The sequence below is a fragment of the [Clostridium] scindens ATCC 35704 genome, from assembly GCF_004295125.1.
Classification (GTDB): Bacteria; Bacillota; Clostridia; order Lachnospirales; family Lachnospiraceae; genus Clostridium_AP; species Clostridium_AP scindens.
On the sequence record NZ_CP036170.1, the window covers coordinates 3,407,291 to 3,426,441 of the forward strand.

General features: G+C 43.9%; 19 protein-coding genes and 1 pseudogene. 11 read left to right on the forward strand and 9 right to left on the reverse strand.

From position 1 onward, the window contains the following. Window positions 1–33 precede the first annotated feature (33 nt). From HDCHBGLK_RS17475 to HDCHBGLK_RS17515, 9 genes are all read right to left on the reverse strand, one after another. Complete coding sequence (locus tag HDCHBGLK_RS17475; RefSeq protein ID WP_004604839.1) at window positions 34–519, reverse strand: GNAT family N-acetyltransferase; 486 nt, start codon at window positions 517–519, stop codon at window positions 34–36. 23 nt (window positions 520–542) lie between these two features. Next, complete coding sequence (locus tag HDCHBGLK_RS17480; protein ID WP_004604838.1) at window positions 543–785, reverse strand: hypothetical protein; 243 nt, start codon at window positions 783–785, stop codon at window positions 543–545. Window positions 786–1,001: 216 nt separating this feature from the next. After that, entirely contained in the window at window positions 1,002–1,874 is an 873-nt protein-coding gene (locus HDCHBGLK_RS17485; RefSeq protein WP_004604836.1) for a D-psicose 3-epimerase, read from the reverse strand. A gap of 45 nt (window positions 1,875–1,919) precedes the next feature. Continuing rightward, window positions 1,920–2,726: a carbohydrate ABC transporter permease gene (locus HDCHBGLK_RS17490; protein ID WP_004604835.1), complete on the reverse strand. Its 807-nt coding sequence runs from the start codon at window positions 2,724–2,726 to the stop codon at window positions 1,920–1,922. A gap of 20 nt (window positions 2,727–2,746) precedes the next feature. Further along, window positions 2,747–3,622, reverse strand: a complete 876-nt coding sequence (locus tag HDCHBGLK_RS17495; RefSeq protein ID WP_004604834.1) for a carbohydrate ABC transporter permease — start codon at window positions 3,620–3,622, stop codon at window positions 2,747–2,749. Between the two features lie 66 nt (window positions 3,623–3,688). Further along, window positions 3,689–4,957, reverse strand: coding sequence for an ABC transporter substrate-binding protein (locus tag HDCHBGLK_RS17500; protein WP_004604833.1), 1,269 nt, complete (start codon window positions 4,955–4,957; stop codon window positions 3,689–3,691). A 4-nt stretch (window positions 4,958–4,961) separates the two neighbouring features. Continuing rightward, complete coding sequence (locus tag HDCHBGLK_RS17505; RefSeq protein ID WP_130574630.1) at window positions 4,962–5,963, reverse strand: LacI family DNA-binding transcriptional regulator; 1,002 nt, start codon at window positions 5,961–5,963, stop codon at window positions 4,962–4,964. A gap of 11 nt (window positions 5,964–5,974) precedes the next feature. Continuing rightward, window positions 5,975–7,321 (reverse strand): glycoside hydrolase family 172 protein, encoded by a 1,347-nt coding sequence (locus HDCHBGLK_RS17510; RefSeq protein WP_004604830.1) that lies wholly within the window; start codon window positions 7,319–7,321, stop codon window positions 5,975–5,977. A gap of 14 nt (window positions 7,322–7,335) precedes the next feature. Beyond that, the gene (locus HDCHBGLK_RS17515; RefSeq protein ID WP_004604829.1) at window positions 7,336–10,086 is read right to left on the reverse strand and encodes an alpha-L-rhamnosidase-related protein; all 2,751 of its coding nucleotides are present in this window, start codon (window positions 10,084–10,086) and stop codon (window positions 7,336–7,338) included. 132 nt (window positions 10,087–10,218) lie between these two features. Here HDCHBGLK_RS17515 and HDCHBGLK_RS17520 point away from each other — a divergent pair. The 11 genes and pseudogenes from HDCHBGLK_RS17520 to HDCHBGLK_RS17570 form a co-directional block, all read left to right on the forward strand. Then, window positions 10,219–10,479 (forward strand): annotated as a pseudogene (locus tag HDCHBGLK_RS17520) (VirD4-like conjugal transfer protein, CD1115 family); the annotation flags it as partial. Further along, the gene (locus HDCHBGLK_RS17525; protein ID WP_004604827.1) at window positions 10,476–10,688 is read left to right on the forward strand and encodes a hypothetical protein; all 213 of its coding nucleotides are present in this window, start codon (window positions 10,476–10,478) and stop codon (window positions 10,686–10,688) included. The pseudogene HDCHBGLK_RS17520 and the gene HDCHBGLK_RS17525, both read left to right, overlap by 4 nt. Window positions 10,689–10,897: 209 nt before the next feature. Next, the gene (locus HDCHBGLK_RS17530; protein WP_039909177.1) at window positions 10,898–11,038 is read left to right on the forward strand and encodes a Maff2 family mobile element protein; all 141 of its coding nucleotides are present in this window, start codon (window positions 10,898–10,900) and stop codon (window positions 11,036–11,038) included. A gap of 262 nt (window positions 11,039–11,300) precedes the next feature. Then, window positions 11,301–11,822: an AAA family ATPase gene (locus HDCHBGLK_RS17535; protein ID WP_003505403.1), complete on the forward strand. Its 522-nt coding sequence runs from the start codon at window positions 11,301–11,303 to the stop codon at window positions 11,820–11,822. A 361-nt stretch (window positions 11,823–12,183) separates the two neighbouring features. Next, window positions 12,184–14,103 carry a tetracycline resistance ribosomal protection protein Tet(32) gene (gene tet(32) / locus HDCHBGLK_RS17540; RefSeq protein WP_003505402.1) on the forward strand — a complete coding sequence of 640 codons (1,920 nt, stop codon included), beginning with the start codon at window positions 12,184–12,186 and terminating at the stop codon, window positions 14,101–14,103. A gap of 81 nt (window positions 14,104–14,184) precedes the next feature. Next, window positions 14,185–14,640, forward strand: a complete 456-nt coding sequence (locus tag HDCHBGLK_RS17545) for an XRE family transcriptional regulator (RefSeq protein ID WP_003505401.1) — start codon at window positions 14,185–14,187, stop codon at window positions 14,638–14,640. A gap of 213 nt (window positions 14,641–14,853) precedes the next feature. Then, the gene (locus tag HDCHBGLK_RS17550; RefSeq protein ID WP_003505400.1) at window positions 14,854–15,621 is read left to right on the forward strand and encodes a class I SAM-dependent methyltransferase; all 768 of its coding nucleotides are present in this window, start codon (window positions 14,854–14,856) and stop codon (window positions 15,619–15,621) included. 204 nt (window positions 15,622–15,825) lie between these two features. Next, window positions 15,826–16,272 (forward strand): RNA polymerase sigma factor, encoded by a 447-nt coding sequence (locus HDCHBGLK_RS17555; protein ID WP_003505338.1) that lies wholly within the window; start codon window positions 15,826–15,828, stop codon window positions 16,270–16,272. After that, a complete protein-coding gene (locus tag HDCHBGLK_RS17560; protein ID WP_003505336.1) occupies window positions 16,262–16,465 on the forward strand; it encodes a helix-turn-helix domain-containing protein in 204 nt (67 codons plus the stop codon). The genes HDCHBGLK_RS17555 and HDCHBGLK_RS17560 overlap by 11 nt, the downstream gene beginning before the upstream one ends. A 624-nt stretch (window positions 16,466–17,089) precedes the next feature. After that, complete coding sequence (locus HDCHBGLK_RS17565; RefSeq protein ID WP_002569238.1) at window positions 17,090–17,488, forward strand: plasmid mobilization protein; 399 nt, start codon at window positions 17,090–17,092, stop codon at window positions 17,486–17,488. Then, window positions 17,460–19,082, forward strand: a complete 1,623-nt coding sequence (locus HDCHBGLK_RS17570; RefSeq protein WP_002569237.1) for a relaxase/mobilization nuclease domain-containing protein — start codon at window positions 17,460–17,462, stop codon at window positions 19,080–19,082. The genes HDCHBGLK_RS17565 and HDCHBGLK_RS17570 overlap by 29 nt, the downstream gene beginning before the upstream one ends. The last annotated feature ends 69 nt before the right edge of the window (window positions 19,083–19,151 follow it).

Here is a 19,151-nt window from a genome sequence, read left to right on the forward strand (position 1 = left end):
AATACCGATTTGTTCAAATCTATAAACTGGAATCTATCTATTTTCCATAATCAATTCTTTGCACTTCCATTCCTCACCCAGAATACAATATCTTTCTGTTGTATCAAGAACTACGTCGCTAAAACCGACTGCCTTATAACAGTAATAAGCTGGAAGATTATTCTCAAAAACACCCAATGATACTTTTTTTGCTCCATATATTTCAAATGCAAATTTTAGACCTAACTGGAGCATAGCTTTTCCATAGCCTTTTCCTCTCTTGTGAGGATTTATAATAACAAATCCAAAGCGTAATTCATCCAAAGATTCATCAGGATTCCTTAGTGTAAAAAAACCAACAATTCCAGTTTCATCAAATGCAGTAAACGGCATTAGAGATTCAACAAAGCAAAATTCATTTTGTGTTATTGGGTAATTACCAAGTACACCTGCTGTCCATTGATAAAATGCTTTTTCATCTTGACACCACGATAATATCGTATCTACATCCGAAGCTTTATATGGTCTTATTCTAATCATATATTTTCCCTCGCAAATTTGAATTATAGCAATCGGCTAACCAAATTAAATGCTGTGACTGCATAAACAAAAATTGCTACTCCGCCAAAAATAGCAGCATCTGTTTTCGATTTTTTATCATAGCATTCTTTCGCATTTAATGACATAACTAATCCCATAAACACAAACATAATAGGTAACGTTATATCATAAGGCAGTAATTTCATCAATCCAATAGAACCAAAAACAACTGTCAGAACCGAAAATACTATTTTCCAAATACGCATATATATTTCTCCTTATATTCTGATTTGCTATAGTTTAGCACATTTATAGAACATCTACAAGATTCCGTGTATGAATGATTCTCCAGCACTGGCGCACGGAGATGTCGATTCCACCAATTCATCCATCTGCGTATACGCATTGAGACCGGTTTCCTTTTCTATCTCTTTGTATCATATGGGTAACACCATTGCAATACAGAAACCAGTAACTTGTCATTATACCGTCTCCACAAGTCTCTTTAGATACTGAACTGATGCGCCGGCTGCCTGATCTAGGGTCTCTTCTTTATCATCAGCGAGTAAATTGCGCCAGACCTTAATGTCCTGCCCCACTTTACCGCCTTGATTCACAAAGGGTTCCATAACAATATTACCGTCAAACGCGATTTCTTTTAAGACTTTGACAATCTTGTCCCAGGGCAAACCGTCTTCCCGCGGCGGCCTGCGATTAGCCTCACCCACATGTAATTCACCCAAATAACTTCCGCAGGTTCTGATAGCATCAAGGATGTTGTCCTCTTCGATATTCATGTGAAAGGTGTCAAGAAGCACCTTTACATTTTCCCTGTTAACAGCATTAACATAATCAACTGCTTCTTTGGCGGTATTAATGATATAACCTTCAAAACGGCTCAAAGACTCCATCAGCAAGGTAATGTTATACCTTTCTGCCAAATCAGCAATACGTTTCATATTCCTGATACTAAAGCTTGTATCCGCCGCTTTATTTATTTCTCCGGAAAAATCCACCGGCCAATAGGAATAGAGTGCTCCACCAAGGGTCTTGATCCCTGCCCGCTGCATCTTAGGAAAAATGTTGCTGTAGAAATCAAAACCATTTCTGACAATTGCCGGATTTCTTGATGCAATATTGTGCTCCGGGATTGGGCCGTAACCTCCGGTTAATATAATCTCGTACTTTTCCGCTTCCTTTCTCATTTTATCAAAATAATTATCCGGTAACTGATCATAATTAGCACAGGCTACTTCCAGTACGTCAAACCCTAACGCTCTTACCTTTTTAATAAGGGGAAGCGGATCACCGCCCCATTCTTTATCCCAATAGGAACAATAAATACCAATTTTCATTTATCCCGTCCTTTCTGCCAAAATTGAGGGAAACACTATCTTTATTTATTTAATGCCGCTCATTTTAATACCCTCAACCAAATACTTTTGCAAAATCAAAAACAAAATGAAGGTTGGCAGGGCGGCAACCGCAGCCGAGGCAATCAGGACATTCCAAGGTGTCGCATATCCGGAACCGGCCAGATTAGCAAGAGCCACCTGTACTACCTCAAACTCTTTTTTCTTATTGACGATCAACGGCCACAAGTAATTGTTCCAGTTACCGAGAAAAAATGCGATTGTTAATGGAATCATAACCGGCTTTGATAACGGCAGGACAATCCTGAAAAATACTGAAGCCCTGGAACAGCCTTCCATATAAGCAGCCTCTTCAAGCTCGGCCGGGAAGTCCCGGTAAAACTGACAGTACATGAAAATACCATAAGCATTAAATAAGGATGGTATAATCAATCCCAAATAAGAATTCGTCATGTGAAAAGACTTTGTAATCATAAAGAGCGGAACCATAATGACGGTAAACGGAATCATCAATGTTCCCATCATTGTTCTGAATATCAGCTGCCTTCCGGGAAAGTTCATTCTGGCCAGTGCATACCCCGCCATAGCGTGTAAGATTAGTGCAACCACCGTTACGCTTGTGGCAACAATAAATGAATTCTTAATCGAATTCAAAAAACCCGATTCAAATACCAATATAAAATTTTCCAGTGTAAAGTTCTTAGGAATTAGTGTAGTTGCAAAGATCTCATTTTCACCCTTAAAAGAACTCATAAATAAAATATATATAGGGAAAATTATAATCAGGCTTAACAAAACCCAAATTACCGGGGACATTATTTTTTTTATCTTCATAGTGTTTGTCTCCTTATGTATTAGTTGTCTTTCATCATAAATTTCATCTGTACAAATGAGAACACCAGTAATATCAGGAACAATACCACCGATAAGGCTGAAGCATACCCCATATTCAGGAAATCAAATGACTGCTGATAAATGTAAAGCACTGCTACTTCGGTTGATTTTGCCGGACCGCCCCGAGTCATAACCATAATTTGATCAAGCATCTGAAACGATGCAATTGTTGATGTGATTAATATAAATACACTTGTATTTTGAATCAAGGGGAAGGTGATATGGCGAAACGTTTTCCATTTACCGGCCCCGTCAATCTTTGCCGCTTCAATGCATTCATAAGGAATCTCTTTCATCGCTGATAAAAACAGAATCATATTGTATCCCAGGTTAATCCAGACTACGACCACAATAATCGCGATCATCGCTTGATTTTTCGCGCCCAGATACTGCAAATCCGGGATTCCGAATACATTCAGAACGGCATTGATATAACCTCTCTTCTCATCATATAAAAACATCCACAGAGTCGCCGCAATTACAGATGTGATCGCGTACGGCATTAAAAACGCCGTGCGGACAAATCCTAACAGCTTTCCCTTTAAATAGTTAATTGCATTGGCAAATAACAGCGCCAGGACAAATAACGTCGGAACATATATCAATGTAAACTTAAATGTCCTAAGAAGGGAATTCCACCACTCTTTATCGGAAAATAACTTTTTATAATTATCAATGCCAATGAACACCTTATCTGACACCAGATTCCACTGGTGAAAGCTAATATATACAGCAAAAATTATCGGCACTACAACAAAAATCAAAAGACCAATCAAATCTGGCAGAACAAATAGATAGGCCGTGAAAATCTCATTTTTTCTTCTATTTTGTTTCATCTCCACGATAAACACCCCTATTCAAGATGTGTGCTCATTTCAGAGAGCACACATCTGTCAATTACATTAATTATTCGTAAGCACCTCAGCAATTTTTTCATTTGCCGTTTTCACCGCTTCACTGCCTGCTTCATTGCCAAAGCAAACAGCCTGCAGTGCATCGGTAACCGCCTGTGTAACTTCAGCCGGATAGCTTGGTTCGGGTATTGCAACCGGATAAATATCATTTGTAAATACTTCTCTGAGTCCTTTCGAAAATACCTCTTCATTCTCATCCACAACGGACTGTCTGGTCGGATAAGCAAATTTTGTCTGGGTACACCACTCAGTCAATCTTGACGTGTCATCAGAACCAAACATCCACATGATAAATTCGGCTGCTTCTTCCTGATGTTCTGACGAACTGGTTACGGCCAGCTTCTGTCCGCCGGCACAAGTTGCCGTCTCTTCTCCTTCCGGAGTCGGGAGCGGGGCAACCTGGATATTCTTATCGCCATAGGTTTCTTCTGCTGCATTTACAACATAGGTTCCGGCTACCTGCATAGCTGCTGCGCCGGTACCGATATTGCCAATATCCCACGGACCAATCTTCAAGGTCTTTGGAGACAATCCGTCATTAAAGAATTTTGCCCAGTAATCCAGTGCTTCGGCATTTTCCCTGGAATCAAATACTGCCTGCATTTTATCCTCACTCAGCACCTGGCCGCCATTCATCCACTCAAACGGCCACCAGTTATACAAGGTATAAGGTGCTGCTTCTACCGGCAGAACTAAACCATAACGGTCATCAGTTGTCAGTTTCTTCGCTGCTTCATAAAGCTCGTCCCAGGTCTTTGGCACCTCAATTTCCGCCTCATCCAGCACATCTTTATCATAGAACAATCCTACCAGTTCCATATCAAAAGGCAATGCTAAGATCTTACCATCATAGGTGACGGCCTCCAGTGCCGATGGCATTATATCTGCTTTTAATTCTTCCGAATAGTAAGATGTCAGATCCCCCAGCATTCCCTGGCTGGCATACTTGTCCATTACCGCCGCTTCCACAAATATGACATCCGGTGCCTCGCCATTGGCAAACGCTGTTGGAATCAGAGTGGTTGTATAATCAGACTGATTCAGGAAGGTAATCTCTACCTGAATATCATCATGGGAAGCATTAAAATCTTCCACACATTTCTCCATAAAGCTTTTCTCTTTATCGACCTGAAAAGCCCAAAACTGTAAGGTAACCTGATTGCTTTTATCATCGTCAGATGCCGCTTTTTCCCCGCATCCGGAAATGGCGCCTGCCATGAGAGCCACTGCTAACACTAATGTCAAGATCTTTTTCATATTTTCACTCCTTTTCAATCAGATGGAGTGGGAGTTTATGTATTTTCTTTTTCTTGGTTTTCTGCTTTTCATTCATTCTCCGGACCAGAATCTCGGCCGCCTTCTTGCCCATCTCACAAGCTTCCTGGCGGATTACTTTCATTGTGCCCGGAACGCTTTTGATCCACTCATAATCGTCAAACAACGTAATTTCTATGTCTTTTCCGATTCTGATCTTATGCTCATTAAAATACTGAACGGCTCCCACACCCATAATATTTGAAGTTACAAAAATTGCTGTTACTTTATGGTTTTCCATTAAGGTTTTTGTTATCTTATAACCGTCGGCTACGGTTGAATTGCCAAATTGCACCCATTCTTTCTGATAGCTGATTCCGGCCTCTTTTAGCGCTTCCCGATAGCCTTTATAACGGCTGTCGGCGGTTGACTGATTACCAACAATGCCGCTGATCAGACCAATCTGCCGGTGACCATTTGAAATCATATCCAGAACCGCTTCCTTCGAGCCGGTTACTGCATCGCTGATGACACAGTCCTGATTCTCAAGGCCGGCTGGAATCCGATCGATAAAAACGGTATCAATACCGTCGATCACTTCTCCTAAAGGACTGCTGTCGACAGGGTTGGGAGCAATAATCAAACCATCAATCTGGCGGTTCTTCATATTCTGAATTTCATTGATTTCCTGCTCCACACTATCATGAGTATTACTTAAAAAAGTAAAATACCCTCTTTTTTTTAATACCTCATCTATTCCAAGTGCAATCTGCATAAAGAAAATATTGGAACTTTCATCCGCATTAATCGGTATCAGCAAGCCCACTGTCTTGGTCTTTTTGGTTTTAAGGGCAGATGCTGCCAGATTAGGTATATAATCCAATTCCTCCATGGCCGCTTTGACCCGGTTTTTCACTTCCTCAGACACGTACCTGGTTCCATTGATCACATGGGAAACGGTCGCTGTTGATACATTAGCTAATTTTGCTACATCCTTGCTGGTTGCCATAAAGTTACTCCTTATTTTTCCATATATTTGCGCCTTACTTTTTCACTCAATTCCACATTGCCTTTCATGGAATTCTGAGTTCGCTCCATATTTATATTAACTTGTTTTTGACGAGCTAGCAAGTACTCCTCCATCCGTTTATCACGTTTTTCCTGAGCCTGCTGTTTTTCGCCTTCCAACTGAAACTGCTGACTTTGTGGACGTTCCATCTCCCTCTTCAGCGGCAGCCGTTTAGACGCCGGCAGAATATCAATCCCTTCTGCAATCTCCGACTGATACCAGTAAGCTGTTGAAGCCCAGTCATCTGACAGATGATTGGCATGCCCATGTTCCATGGTTACGCGGATACTCTCGGCAAAATGAATTGGATCAGTAATATGGAACCGGTAAGAAACCTGATAGCCGGGCACCTTACTCTCATGCAGAATGGTACCGTTATAAAGTGTCCCTTGATTCTGCATCCCCCATGCATGATTAAAATAATCCTCTGCGCCGGTGCCGTTGATACTGGGTACTTTCTCGCCGTCAATATAAATCATATCATCGCCTTCGCCCCACCACGTCTGCTGGAAGTGAGTAACACTTAAGTTGCAGCCGACGAAATGACCTTTTCCTTTGATATCCAGGAATGTGTAATTATCCTCACCACTCAGATTGCTGACACTATTCACTTCAGGAGAGTTTACGACCAGATTATCACCCCATCCCTTACAAGGGCATTCCCGGTGCCAGAGGGCATGAAAATATGCAATATCCGTCATCTCCTCTTTATACAGCTCATAATCAATGTGGAAGAAGATTCCTACCGGCCGCTCATTTTCATTGATGATTTCAATCTTGGCCTTTTTGTTGAACGGCATCGGAAAATAGCAGTTCATCGAAGCAGTGCCGCCATAGGTATATTCCTCCTTCTCCCGTGAAGAAACATTAAAGGGAATGGAATTAAAACTGGCCGGCATCCCGTGTCCAATGCAGAAAAAGTCACCCAATGGCACCAGAACGCTGGGACGTTCCGCATCTTCCCAGGTCATCTTAATCAGCACTTTGCGATAATAATCCGGGTCATTCAGTTCCCACTGTATTCCTTCTGCGTTCTCCATTTCAGCTACTGGTGCAATACTGGAACCAAGAACCGGATCCTGGATGTTCGGACCCAGCACCTTACGGCAAAAGGATGTCATCCAGATATGGTTAATGCATCCCGGTCCCTCCATTTCGGAAAGAGTCGCCGTCGTACCTTCCTCAATCAGCCAATAATCCTTGTTCCTACCGGTCTGATCCCAGCTTGATGCCCGGACAGTGCGTGCATCCACACATTGTGTTAAATTCTTTAAATAATTCAACATATTGTTTCTCATAAATGTCCTCCTCTTCAAAAAATAATGTCAATTACATGGGGGCCGCTGATATCCCGTTCAATTTTTGAAACTGGTGTATTATCAAGCAAAACCCGGCTATTGGTTCCACTCCCATGTATTTCAATCCGATATTTAGCACTGCCGTAACGGAAATGCTCAATAACCATCCCTTCTAATTGCTCCGGGACACAAGGCGATAAAGTCAAATAATCATCATATACCTGCAGACCCAGAACACCATACGTAAAATAGGATAAGAATCCGGCTGCATGCCACAGCTGCCCCGGCCATCGCCAGGTCCGGCCGGTCTCTGCATCAATGACCTCATAAAATGTCTTATTAAAGACAGCATTTCTAACCTGTTGGCAGATTAGCGTAAATAGCAGCTCCTGATCTTTTAAGAGGGCTGCCGTGTTGGTAAATCCAGCACTCCACACGACCCAGTTAGCATGGCAGTAGTGGTTTTTCTCCTGCCGGTATGGGTAATTCTCAATTCCATAGTCATTTAACGCCACTTTCCGAAGTTGTCGCAGTACTGACCGCTGCTGCCCTTCGGTGGCAATCTGGAATTTAGACCATATAGCTGCTTCCTGCCCCGATGACTCCCAATACCCTTTCTCATATGCTTCACTGCCCTTTGGCCCGGCAGTAAAATAACCATAGGCATCATTCCAGTAAAGGGTTCGGATGTTCTCTTTAAGCCGTTCACCCATCTGAGTCCACTCATCCACTAATTGTGTGTTCTCCGAAACAATCTTACCAAGCTTGGCCATCCCGTCAAAAGCATAGGCAAAATAAATCTCAGTCCCCAGACTAAATCCTGCGCACTCCGGTTCTTCAAACGCATCATTGGCCGTCGCCTGACCGGCCTCGATCAGCCCCATCTGTTCATCATACCGGGTACTTGCTTCCTGAATGGCCTCTTTCAAAATGTGCCAGGTATCATAGACCAGCTTTGAGTCGCCTGTCACCAGATAGTATTCCCAAATCCCCGTGACAGTCATTGCCAGCCCGTCTGCTCCATTATTAAAACCATTCTCAGCTGCATACATCAGTGACCTTTTAGCCGTATCCGGATCCAGAAACAAACCGCTTCGGATGGCTGTATGAGTGGTATCCCGTACCCATACACCAAAACCTTCTCCTTTTCCCTGAAACAGACCGGCACTCCACATTTGTTCTTGATCAGCCAATGCAAATTGGCCGGATGAACAATCTTGAAAGACATCCAATGCTATACGGACAGCGGCATCTATGACTGGTATATTGGTGGTCACCGACAATCCTTGCGGCTGCTTCTCCTTAAAACGCCAGATATCACTTCGGTTAATAGTCCTGGTCATATCTCCCCAGGGGGTATTTCGCCAGCAAAACTCCTCCATCACACGAGGTGGTGATATTACTGTTTTTGCATTTGGAACATATGCCGGCGGTTCTCCATATGCCTGATCTATAATCTTATGTTCATAGATGGTAAAGTTTTCGTTCTGAAACAATATCTTCTGTTTCTCAGGCAGTCCCCGAACCAGTTCCCTGCTGTCACTGCTTAAGTGAATTCCCCGCAGTCCGTAGACAAACAATTCCTCTATCTGAGCTGTTCCGGCCGGAGCACTGATGTGAATCGCATTCTCGGCCTGTACTTCCATATCACAAAACATGTTTCCAGTCAGTATATTCCCGACCCGTTTTAATTCTTTATCCGGCTGAACATCTGCTATTACCAGAATATTCTGTTCCGTATAGATTTCGGCAACGGCCTTATCGATAATCATGGAAAACCGGATCTTCCCGCGCTTCAGCGGTACCTTAATCTTATAGTCATGGACCTGCAGCATTTGTGTTCTGGCCTCCCACGACATCGGAAGATGGCATATCTGAAACTGTAAATCGTATTCCTGACCGACATCAATTAAAAACTCTATTAAAAAAGAATTGCCTTTGATGTCATCCGGAGTCTTTGCTGCTGATACCAGTTTAATATGCGGCCATTCATCAGGTTGAACAGAGAATCGGAGTTCCTGGCAAAATACTTCTTTCAGCGGTTCATTATGCCATTCGCGCTTCCATACTTTGAGACGGTTTATTTCTGCTGCCGGTCCGGCCACCTTATGATCAGGACTCTTCTCCACCAGAAATGGAAGGGAGACTGTGCTGTAAGAGCTTTTCGTATCAGCATCCTGCTTACTAATCAACGCTACTTCATGCCTTTCGTCAGCTAACAAAATATCTGTTACATCTCCCTGCCAAACAGATCCGTCACAATCATTTTCCTGCTTTGCCGGAACATCTTCCGAGAGTTCAAATTCCTCCTCTTCCTGCCAATGTATTAAGTCTTTTGAATAAGCCCTGCTGATGAATCTGGATTCACCTCTTACTCCTGAAAGGCCCCACTGATATTTTAACTCCCACATTCCTTTTGTATGTTCCAATCCAATCAAATGCTCTACAGTTCCAGAATGAGCAGTGTAGTGAACCATCGGGCGCATTTTTTCCTGGTATAAGTCAGAATTTTGCTGCCATGTGGGCCCTACGCAAATACCGGATGTAAAAACATTCGTTACACTTGTCTCTACTGAAATACTCTGCCTGAAGCCCAGACTATGTAAGTTTAAGCAAATCCAGATATCTACTCGATCTTTTGCCATTTTAACCCGATACAGTTGTTCTTGATTTTGATCATACAGCTTTAGAATACTCTCGTCCTGGTTTTCCTGAACCGGCAGGTATAAAAACTTCCAATCATCATCCAAAGAAAACTCTTGCAATTTATCGCCTCCTTACGTTAGTTATTCGTTTGCGCAATCGTTTAACTAATTATTACATTAATACATTTTACTTCAATTGTCAACTTATTTTTAAAAAGCAAAAGGAATGAATTCTTCACTTGACAATGTGTCAAAGAGCTGATGTCGCAGGACGAAATCGCCGTTATGGACGGCGGCAAATGTATCTTGCAGCTACGCGGGGTACGTCCTTTCTTCTCCGAAAAATACGACATTACCAAACACCCGAAATACAAGTACCTTTCCGATTTTGACAAGAAAAACGCTTTTGATATGGAAAAGCACTTGCGCCGCCGTCCTGCAATCGTGAAGCCGGACGAGGTATTTGACTACTACGAAGTTGACGAAGCAGATTTGCAGGAGGACGCAGAATGAATAAGCGTATCAGAAAGAAAAAGAACAAACAGCAGTTAATCCGAGCTATCCGCGGGCTTGTGGAAGCAGCCGAGGAAATGCAGCGGGAACAGGAACGCAGGACAAGACAGGCGGGTATTTCCTATATCAAGTATATCGAAGCTGTCCAGGAACGGCAGTACGGCATTAAGCCTGTCTACACACCGCTTTTTGAAAAGGAGGGAGCTTAAAGTAAAAACAATCAACACGGGCTACATGGTACGCGCCCCTACTCCTTGTGCGTATCGCGGCAGGAAGCCGTACCCTTACAACTGAATACCGCCGCGCAGCAGAAACAAACGCAGCGCGGGGACTTATGACCGCGGCAGTTATCGAAAACTGACCGCCGTTTTTTATGCCCTTTTTCGGGCAGCCGCACAGCGGCAGAAAGGAGTTTTTTATGGCATTTTTCAACAGCGCAGTAGGAGTTTTGCAGACACTCGTTATCGCTCTGGGAGCAGGTCTCGGCATTTGGGGCGTTATCAATCTCTTAGAGGGGTATGGTAACGACAATCCGGGCGCGAATGCTCATGTACGGTAAGGAAGCAAGCAACCGAAAACAAGAGATAGACCGCCAGCACTACACTATTCCGAACCAAAGACCAAAAGATAAGCATTGTGGGAAAATCTAAACTTTTGGATTTTCCTACAATGCCGACTACGGCGGAATCCCTCCCACTCCTTATATCTTTCTTTCCGTATACATTGAATTTGTATTTAGTAAATGCTATAATGTCCCTATTCAAATTATAAATGTGTTGAATTAGTTACATGTACATATTTTTTGTGCCGGAGGAAGTGAAATGAAACAAAAAATTTATCTCATTACAGGCTTAATGGCTTCTGGAAAATCTACAGTTTCCGATTTACTGGCAAAATCAATAGAAAAATGCGTCCATCTTCGTGGTGATGTGTTCCGAAAAATGATTATTTCAGGCAGAGAAAATATGTCAGCTACCCCATCAGCGGAAGCAGTCCGCCAGCTGTACCTTCGATACAAATTGACTGCTGATGCGGCAAGGTCATACTTTGACAACGGCTTTTCTGTAGTGATCCAAGATAACTACTACGGTGATGAATTAAACCGAATGATAAATTATCTGCATAAATACCCTGTTGAGGTTGTCGTTCTTTGTCCAGATGTGGAAACAATAAAAGAAAGGGAACGATACAGGGAGAAAACAGGCTATTCCGGCTTTACGGTTGAAACCTTATACGATACATTTATGCAGACAACACCACGGATCGGCTTTTGGCTGGACAATTCCAATCAAACACCACAGCAGACAGCAGAAACCATTCTGAACACCAGGAAGCCGGTATGATTGTTACATATAAGGGGAAGAAAAATTTCTTTTAAGTACTTTCTTTCCTAAAACTGATGTGATATAATAGCTTCATTCCAGAAAAGGAGTAAAAAATATGCGGCAAGGTATTCTTAAATAAAACTATAATCAAATAGTGGGAACAAAGAATTATGATAGCTCCTTTTGTGGGGGCTTGGTTTTTTGTACCCAATTTAAGAATACTTTTGCCTTATCAATTTTGACATATTCAAAAAACAGCAATCACAAATAGGTGTATGCTGTATATGTGTATGTCCGCAAATTAGAATCCCCAGTGGTAAAAGTATTTTACTGCTGGGGATTTTTATGCCCTTTGGGGCTGTAAAGGGAGGACAATCACATGAAAATAATCAATATCGGCATTCTGGCCCATGTAGACGCAGGAAAAACTACATTGACAGAAAGTCTGCTATACACCAGTGGAGCGATTGCGGAACAGGGAAACGTGGATAAAGGGACCACAAGAACAGACACTATGATTTTGGAACGGCAACGGGGAATTACCATTCAGACAGCGGTTACTTCTTTTTATTGGAATGATTATAAAATCAATATCGTGGACACTCCCGGTCATATGGATTTTTTAACCGAAGCATACCGCTCTTTATCTGTCCTTGACGGAGCTGTTTTAGTCATTTCAGCAAAAGACGGCGTACAGGCACAAACCCGTATATTATTCCATGCGCTTCAGAAAATGGACATTCCGACAATTATCTTTATAAATAAGATAGACCAAAATGGGATCGACCTGCAGTGTGTTTACCAAAGCATTAAAGATAAACTTACCAGTGATATGATTGTCATGCAGGAGGTTTCCCTGTCGCCAAAGATAACCATGACCGATATTTCTGATTTAGACAAATGGGATATGATTATTTCCGGAAGCGATGAACTATTAGAACGATATGTTGCAGAGGATTCTTTGGATATACAGGAATTACAATATGAAAAGTGCAAAAGAACCAGATGCTGCTCTTTGTTTCCTGTTTATCATGGGAGTGCAAAAGACAATTTAGGAACAGAAAAACTGATTGAAGCGATTATAGAAACTTTCATTACAGAAACGGACGATATTCAGTCTGAATTATGTGGATATGTTTTTAAGGTTGAGTATACAGAGCGGAAAAAACGGCTTTCTTATTTACGCCTGTATCATGGGACGCTCCATTTACGGGATACCCTGCTGCTGTCAAAAAAGGAAAAAATAAAGATTACAGAAATGTGTATTCCGTCAAATGGTGAAATCGTCCCGGCTGACCATGCCTGTCCGGGAGAAATTGTTATTTTAGCTGATGATACTTTGAAACTGAACGATATCCTGGGAAATGAAAAACTCCTGCCTCACAAAACACGGATTGATAATCCCATGCCATTACTTCGGACAACGGTAGAGCCGCAAAAGCCGGAGCAAAGGGAAGCCCTGTTAAATGCCCTCGCAGAGATTGCTGATACAGACCCTCTTTTGCATTTTGACATTGATACTGTTACCCATGAGATTATGTTATCTTTTTTGGGAAAAGTACAGTTAGAAGTTATTTGTTCGCTATTAGAAGAAAAATATCATGTGGGCGTGGCTATGAAAGAGCCTTCGGTTATTTATCTGGAAAGACCGCAAAAAAAAGCGAGCTGCACGATTCATATTGAAGTGCCGCCGAATCCGTTTTGGGCATCTATTGGTTTGACTGTAACACCGCTTCCTGTTGGAAGCGGAACACAATATAAAAGCGAGGTATCTCTCGGCTATTTAAACCAAAGTTTTCAAAATGCCGTCATGGAGGGTGTGCGTTATGGAATGGAGCAGGGCTTATATGGCTGGGGAGTGACAGACTGCCAAATTTGTTTTGATTATGGAGTTTATTACAGCCCGGTCAGCACCCCCGCTGATTTTCGTTTTCTTGCGCCTGTCGTGTTGGAGCAGGCATTGAAAAAAGCAGGGACACAACTGTTGGAACCATACCTTTCCTTTACCCTTTTTGCACCGCAGGAATATCTTTCACGGGCTTATAATGATGCACCAAAGTATTGCGCAATCATTGAATCAACCAGACTTGAAAAAGATGAAGTTATTTTTAAGGGTGAAATCCCTGCCCGTTGTATCGGTGAATATAGGAATGATCTGAATTTTTATACAAATGGAAGAAGTGTCTGCATTACAGAATTAAAAGGGTATCAGGAAACTTCCGGCGAGCCTGTATTTCAGCCACGCCGCCCGAACAGCCGTTTAGACAAGATCCGGCATATGTTTCAGAAGATAATGTAACGTCTTGCGCAATGCAAGCGTTCATTGCTGGCTATTGCGAAATATCATTGATAAAATCAGCATCAGAGAGGAGGAACCATTTTGAACCAGAAACAGACGGATATTACAACAGGAAAGCAAATACGTCATCTGCGAACACAATCGGGAATGACACAGGAAGAACTGGCTGGGGAATTGAATGTTACCCGGCAGGCGCTATCGAATTGGGAGAGAGATGTTAATGAACCCGATTTAAATACGTTGAAAAAAATTTGTTTTCTTTTTGGAGTCCACATGGACGATTTTGCGAAGGAGGTAATAACAAAAATGGAAACATGTGAAAAAAAAGAGAAACGACAATTTAATAAGTATGATATGGCAATTGGACTTTTTTATGGTGTCGGGATATTTCTTGGCATTGGTATTTTCTTTGTTGGCGGTTTTATGACAATGTCGGGTGCAGGGTGGGGAGCATCACTATTTGGCGGTGGCTGTTTTTCTCTTGTATTTGGCTTGATATGCCATGCAGTTATTACATTGAGAAGAAATGACAAATGATGACATATCCTGCTTTCTAGACTTTTCGGTCATATCGCGTAAAAAAGCCGCTGCTTTTGGCTTTCCAATAGCGGCGGCAAAGGGAAATATCCTTTGAATACCTTACAGAAGAAAAGTTTTGCAGCATTATAAAAATAAAAGCCTATACCATTTTGGAAAGAAAAGATACATAATAGTCAAGACGGCAACAATCAGAAGTTATGGAGGGTAACAATGGAATATAGTAAGGAAGATTTAATGGAAGCAAAAAGGCAAATTTTGGGAGTGGGAGAGAACATGGGAACAGAGGAAAGTAAAAAAATCTGGGAGAAAAACGCACAATTTTGGGATAATGCAATGGGTGACAAATCTAATGAATTTCACAGAGAGGTAGTGCGTCCCAAAGTAACGGAACTTCTATCTCCTAATCCTGCGGATTACATTTTGGATATTGCGTGTGGCAATGGAAATTATTCTTCGTATCTTGCACAAAGAGGCGCTTCGATTGTCGCTTTTGATTACAGCAAAAAAATGATAGAATTGGCTAAAAGACGGCAATCACAATATGCAAAACAAATTGAATTTTGTGTAGCGGATGCGACCAATAGAGAAAGTATATTAGAATTAAAAAGAAATCGAGCCTTTACGAAAGCAGTTTCTAATATGGCAATTATGGATATTACGGATATTGAACCACTTCTTATGGCTGTTTATGAACTGTTGGAGGAAAGCGGAATTTTTGTCTTTGCAACGCAACACCCTTGTTTTATCACGTTGACTGAAAAATATATGACACCGCACAGTTACTATGGTATAGCGATTGAAGGGCAACCGGAGGAGCAGATTTATTATCATCGTTCCATACAAGATATTTTTAACCTTTGTTTTAGAGCTGGATTTGTCATTGATGGATTTTATGAAGAATGTTTCAAAAACAACAAAGAAATTCCTATGGTAATGATAGTAAGGCTTAAAAAGGTAAAACGTGATAGCTTAAAATAAATTCAAGTTTGCCGGATAAATAGCAAACCTGGCCGAGCCAGTCAACGGTCAAGATGAACGGGCTTCGCCCGCCGTTGACAGCCCCGCCCGGTTTTGCAGTTAGGCAGTCAAGGAGCGACAGCCTAAAGTGCTGCCGCCCCTTACTATCATAAAAAGCAACTACTAACCAGCCACAGCCCTTTTGGGAGGAAAGGGGGATTTTCCATGACCTGTACAGAAGAATATCGGGAACATATCGAGTACACTTTCCATGCCTTTTGCAAAGTCGTTATCCGAAATGCAACGATCAACGCAGCGAGGACACGGAGCAGGAAGCACAAAAGAGAAATATCCCTTGAATACCTCACAGACGAAAAGCACTACCCTTTAGGCACGACAGATGAATATTTCCAAGCCCCGGAGCCGGACGAGGAATACATACTTACCCTTTGCGGCGATACGGTCATTTTCAGCAGCGGCTTACTTGCGGAAGCCCTGTCACGGCTGGACGAACGGGAGCGGGAAATGATTTACCTGTCCTTTTTCAAGCGTATTCCACAGCACGAAATTGGCAGACAGTACGGGCGCAGCCGCAGCACAGCGGGCTACCATATCCGAAAAGTCCTACGGCAGCTCCAAGCGGAAATGGAGGGAATGGCATATGAGAAATAATAGGCTTCTCCCCTATGAAACAATCGTCCAAGCCACCAGCGGGGAGCCGGAAGCGGTGGGAACTGTATTGCAGTATTACCGCCGCCGCATACAATGTGCCGCCCGTGTGAATGGACGGGTAGACCAAGATACAGAGGACTACATCACCCAGACGCTTCTCACAGCTATTTTCAAGTTCCGCTTTGGGAGATAGCCCTACCGCCTACAACTGAATAACCGCCGCTTCGCCGGCAACCAGAAAGCAGTAAATCTATTCAACAGATTTGCTGCTTTTTTTCGTTCCTGTTTGGCATTTTTGAAAATCCCCAGTATGAAAAAACAAAAGGGAAAATTGCCGCCGCAGTTGGCAAAATCCCTTACTTATCCGTGGAGGGTATCAAAGAAAAAAATACTGCCATTGTCCGCCTTTTTCGGCTTGCGTGGTGTTGTAGGGAATAAGGGGAAATTCTAAAAATCTCCGTCCATTTTGCTTTGCGTGGTGTTGTAGGTAGTGAAAGGAAAATTTTCAAGATATGCCGGAATAGCGGGTAGCAAAGCCCTTTTGAAACGTCTTGTTAGCGGAAAGTACGGAAGCCGGGGAACGCCGGAGTTTTTCAGAGCAAGATTCTACCGCAGTACCAAAATTCGCTTATCGCTCATTTTGCCCCTGCGGGAATCTTGTTGGGGAGTGCCTTCCCCAAACCCTGCTTATGCGGCTTACGCCGCTGGAAAATCCCTCAAAATAATTTTTCGGATTTTTCAAAAACAGTTCCGCTTTACACCCTGTTTTTCTCCTATTAGTGAGAGGACACCACGCACAGCCGAAGGAGGTTTTACCATGCGAAAACGATATAACACGCCGCACCGCAGCCGGGTAGTCAAGACACGCATGACCGAGGAAGAATACGCCGAGTTTGCGGAAAGGCTTTCTGCTTACAACATGAGCCAAGCCGAGTTTATCCGGCAAGCCATAACCGGGGCAGCCATACGCCCCATCATAACCGTTTCCCCCGTCAATGACGAGTTGCTTGCCGCTGTCGGGAAGCTGACCGCCGAATACGGCAGGATCGGCGGCAACTTAAACCAGATAGCCCGGACGCTGAACGAGTGGCACAGCCCCTACCCGCAGCTTGCCGGGGAGGTACGGGCGGCGGTTTCCGACCTTGCTGCCCTAAAGTTTGAAGTCTTGCAGAAAGTGGGTGACGCTGTTGGCAACATTCAAACATATCAGCTCTAAAAATGCGGACTATGGCGCAGCGGAAGCCTATCTCACATTTGAGCATGACGAGTTTACCATGAAGCCCACCCTTGATGAAAACGGGCGGCTGATACCGAGGGAGGATTACCGCATTTCTTCCCTCAACTGTGGGGGCGAGGATTTCGCTGTTGCCTGTATGCGGGCTAATCTCCGCTATGAGAAAAACCAAAAACGGGAAGATGTGAAAAGCCACCACTATATCATCAGCTTTGACCCACGGGACGGGACAGACAACGGCTTGACCGTAGACCGGGCGCAGGAGCTGGGCGAGCAGTTCTGTAAAGAGCATTTCCCCGGACACCAAGCCTTAGTCTGCACCCACCCGGACGGGCATAACCACAGCGGCAATATCCATGTGCATATCGTCATCAACTCCCTGCGGATTTATGAAGTCCCGCTTCTGCCCTACATGGACAGACCAGCCGACACACGGGAGGGCTGCAAGCACCGCTGCACCAACGCCGCTATGGAATATTTCAAGAGTGAAGTCATGGAGATGTGCCACCGGGAGGGGCTTTACCAAATCGACCTCCTAAGCGGCAGCAAGGAACGGATAACCGAACGGGAATACTGGGCGGCAAAGAAAGGACAGCTTGCCCTTGATAAAGAGAACGCTGTCAGAGAAGCCGCAGGACAGCCGACCAAGCCCACCAAGTTTGAAACGGACAAGGCGAAGCTGCGCCGGACGATACGGCAGGCACTTTCCCAAGCTGGCAGCTTTGACGAATTTTCTTCCCTTTTGCTGCGGGAGGGTGTGACCGTCAAGGAGAGCCGGGGGCGGCTTTCCTACCTCACGCCGGACAGGACAAAGCCTATCACAGCCCGGAAGCTGGGGGACGATTTTGACAAGGCTGCTGTCCTTGTCCTGCTTACGCAGAACGCCCACAGAGCCGCCGAACAGAGCAAAGCCATACTCGAATACCCTGCCGCGGTTAAAAAGCTGTCACAAGGGGAAAAAACCACAAAAACCACCCCGGCAGACAACACCTTGCAGCGCATGGTTGACCGGGAAGCCAAGCGAGCCGAGGGCAAGGGCGTGGGCTATGACCGCTGGGCGGCAAAGCACAACCTAAAGCAAATGGCAGCTACCGTTACCGCCTATCAGCAGTACGGCTTTTCTTCCCCGGAGGAACTGGACGAAGCCTGTTCTGCCGCCTATACCGCCATGCGGGAAAGCCTTACAGAGCTGAAGCAGATGGAAAAGACGCTGAACGGGAAAAAGGAGCTGCAACGGCAGGTGCTTGCCTATTCCAAGACCCGCCCTGTCCGGGACGGGCTGAAACAGCAGAAAAACGCCAAAGCAAAAGCAGCCTACCGTCAGAAGTACGAAAGCGACTTTATCATAGCAGACGCAGCCGCCCGCTATTTCAGGGAAAACGGCATTTCCAAGCTGCCGAGCTATAAAGCCCTGCAAGCAGAGATTGAAACCCTTATCCAAGAGAAAAACAGCGGCTACAACGATTACCGGGCAAAACGGGAGGAATACCGCCGCTTACAGACTGTCAAGGGCAATATCGACCAGATTTTACACCGGGAGCGCAAGCCTGTGAAAAGGCAGGAACAGGAACGATAAAAACCGCCCCAAAATGTACCCGAACCTATACAGAACAAGGGGGCTGCCCCGTACCCTATCCGCAAATAC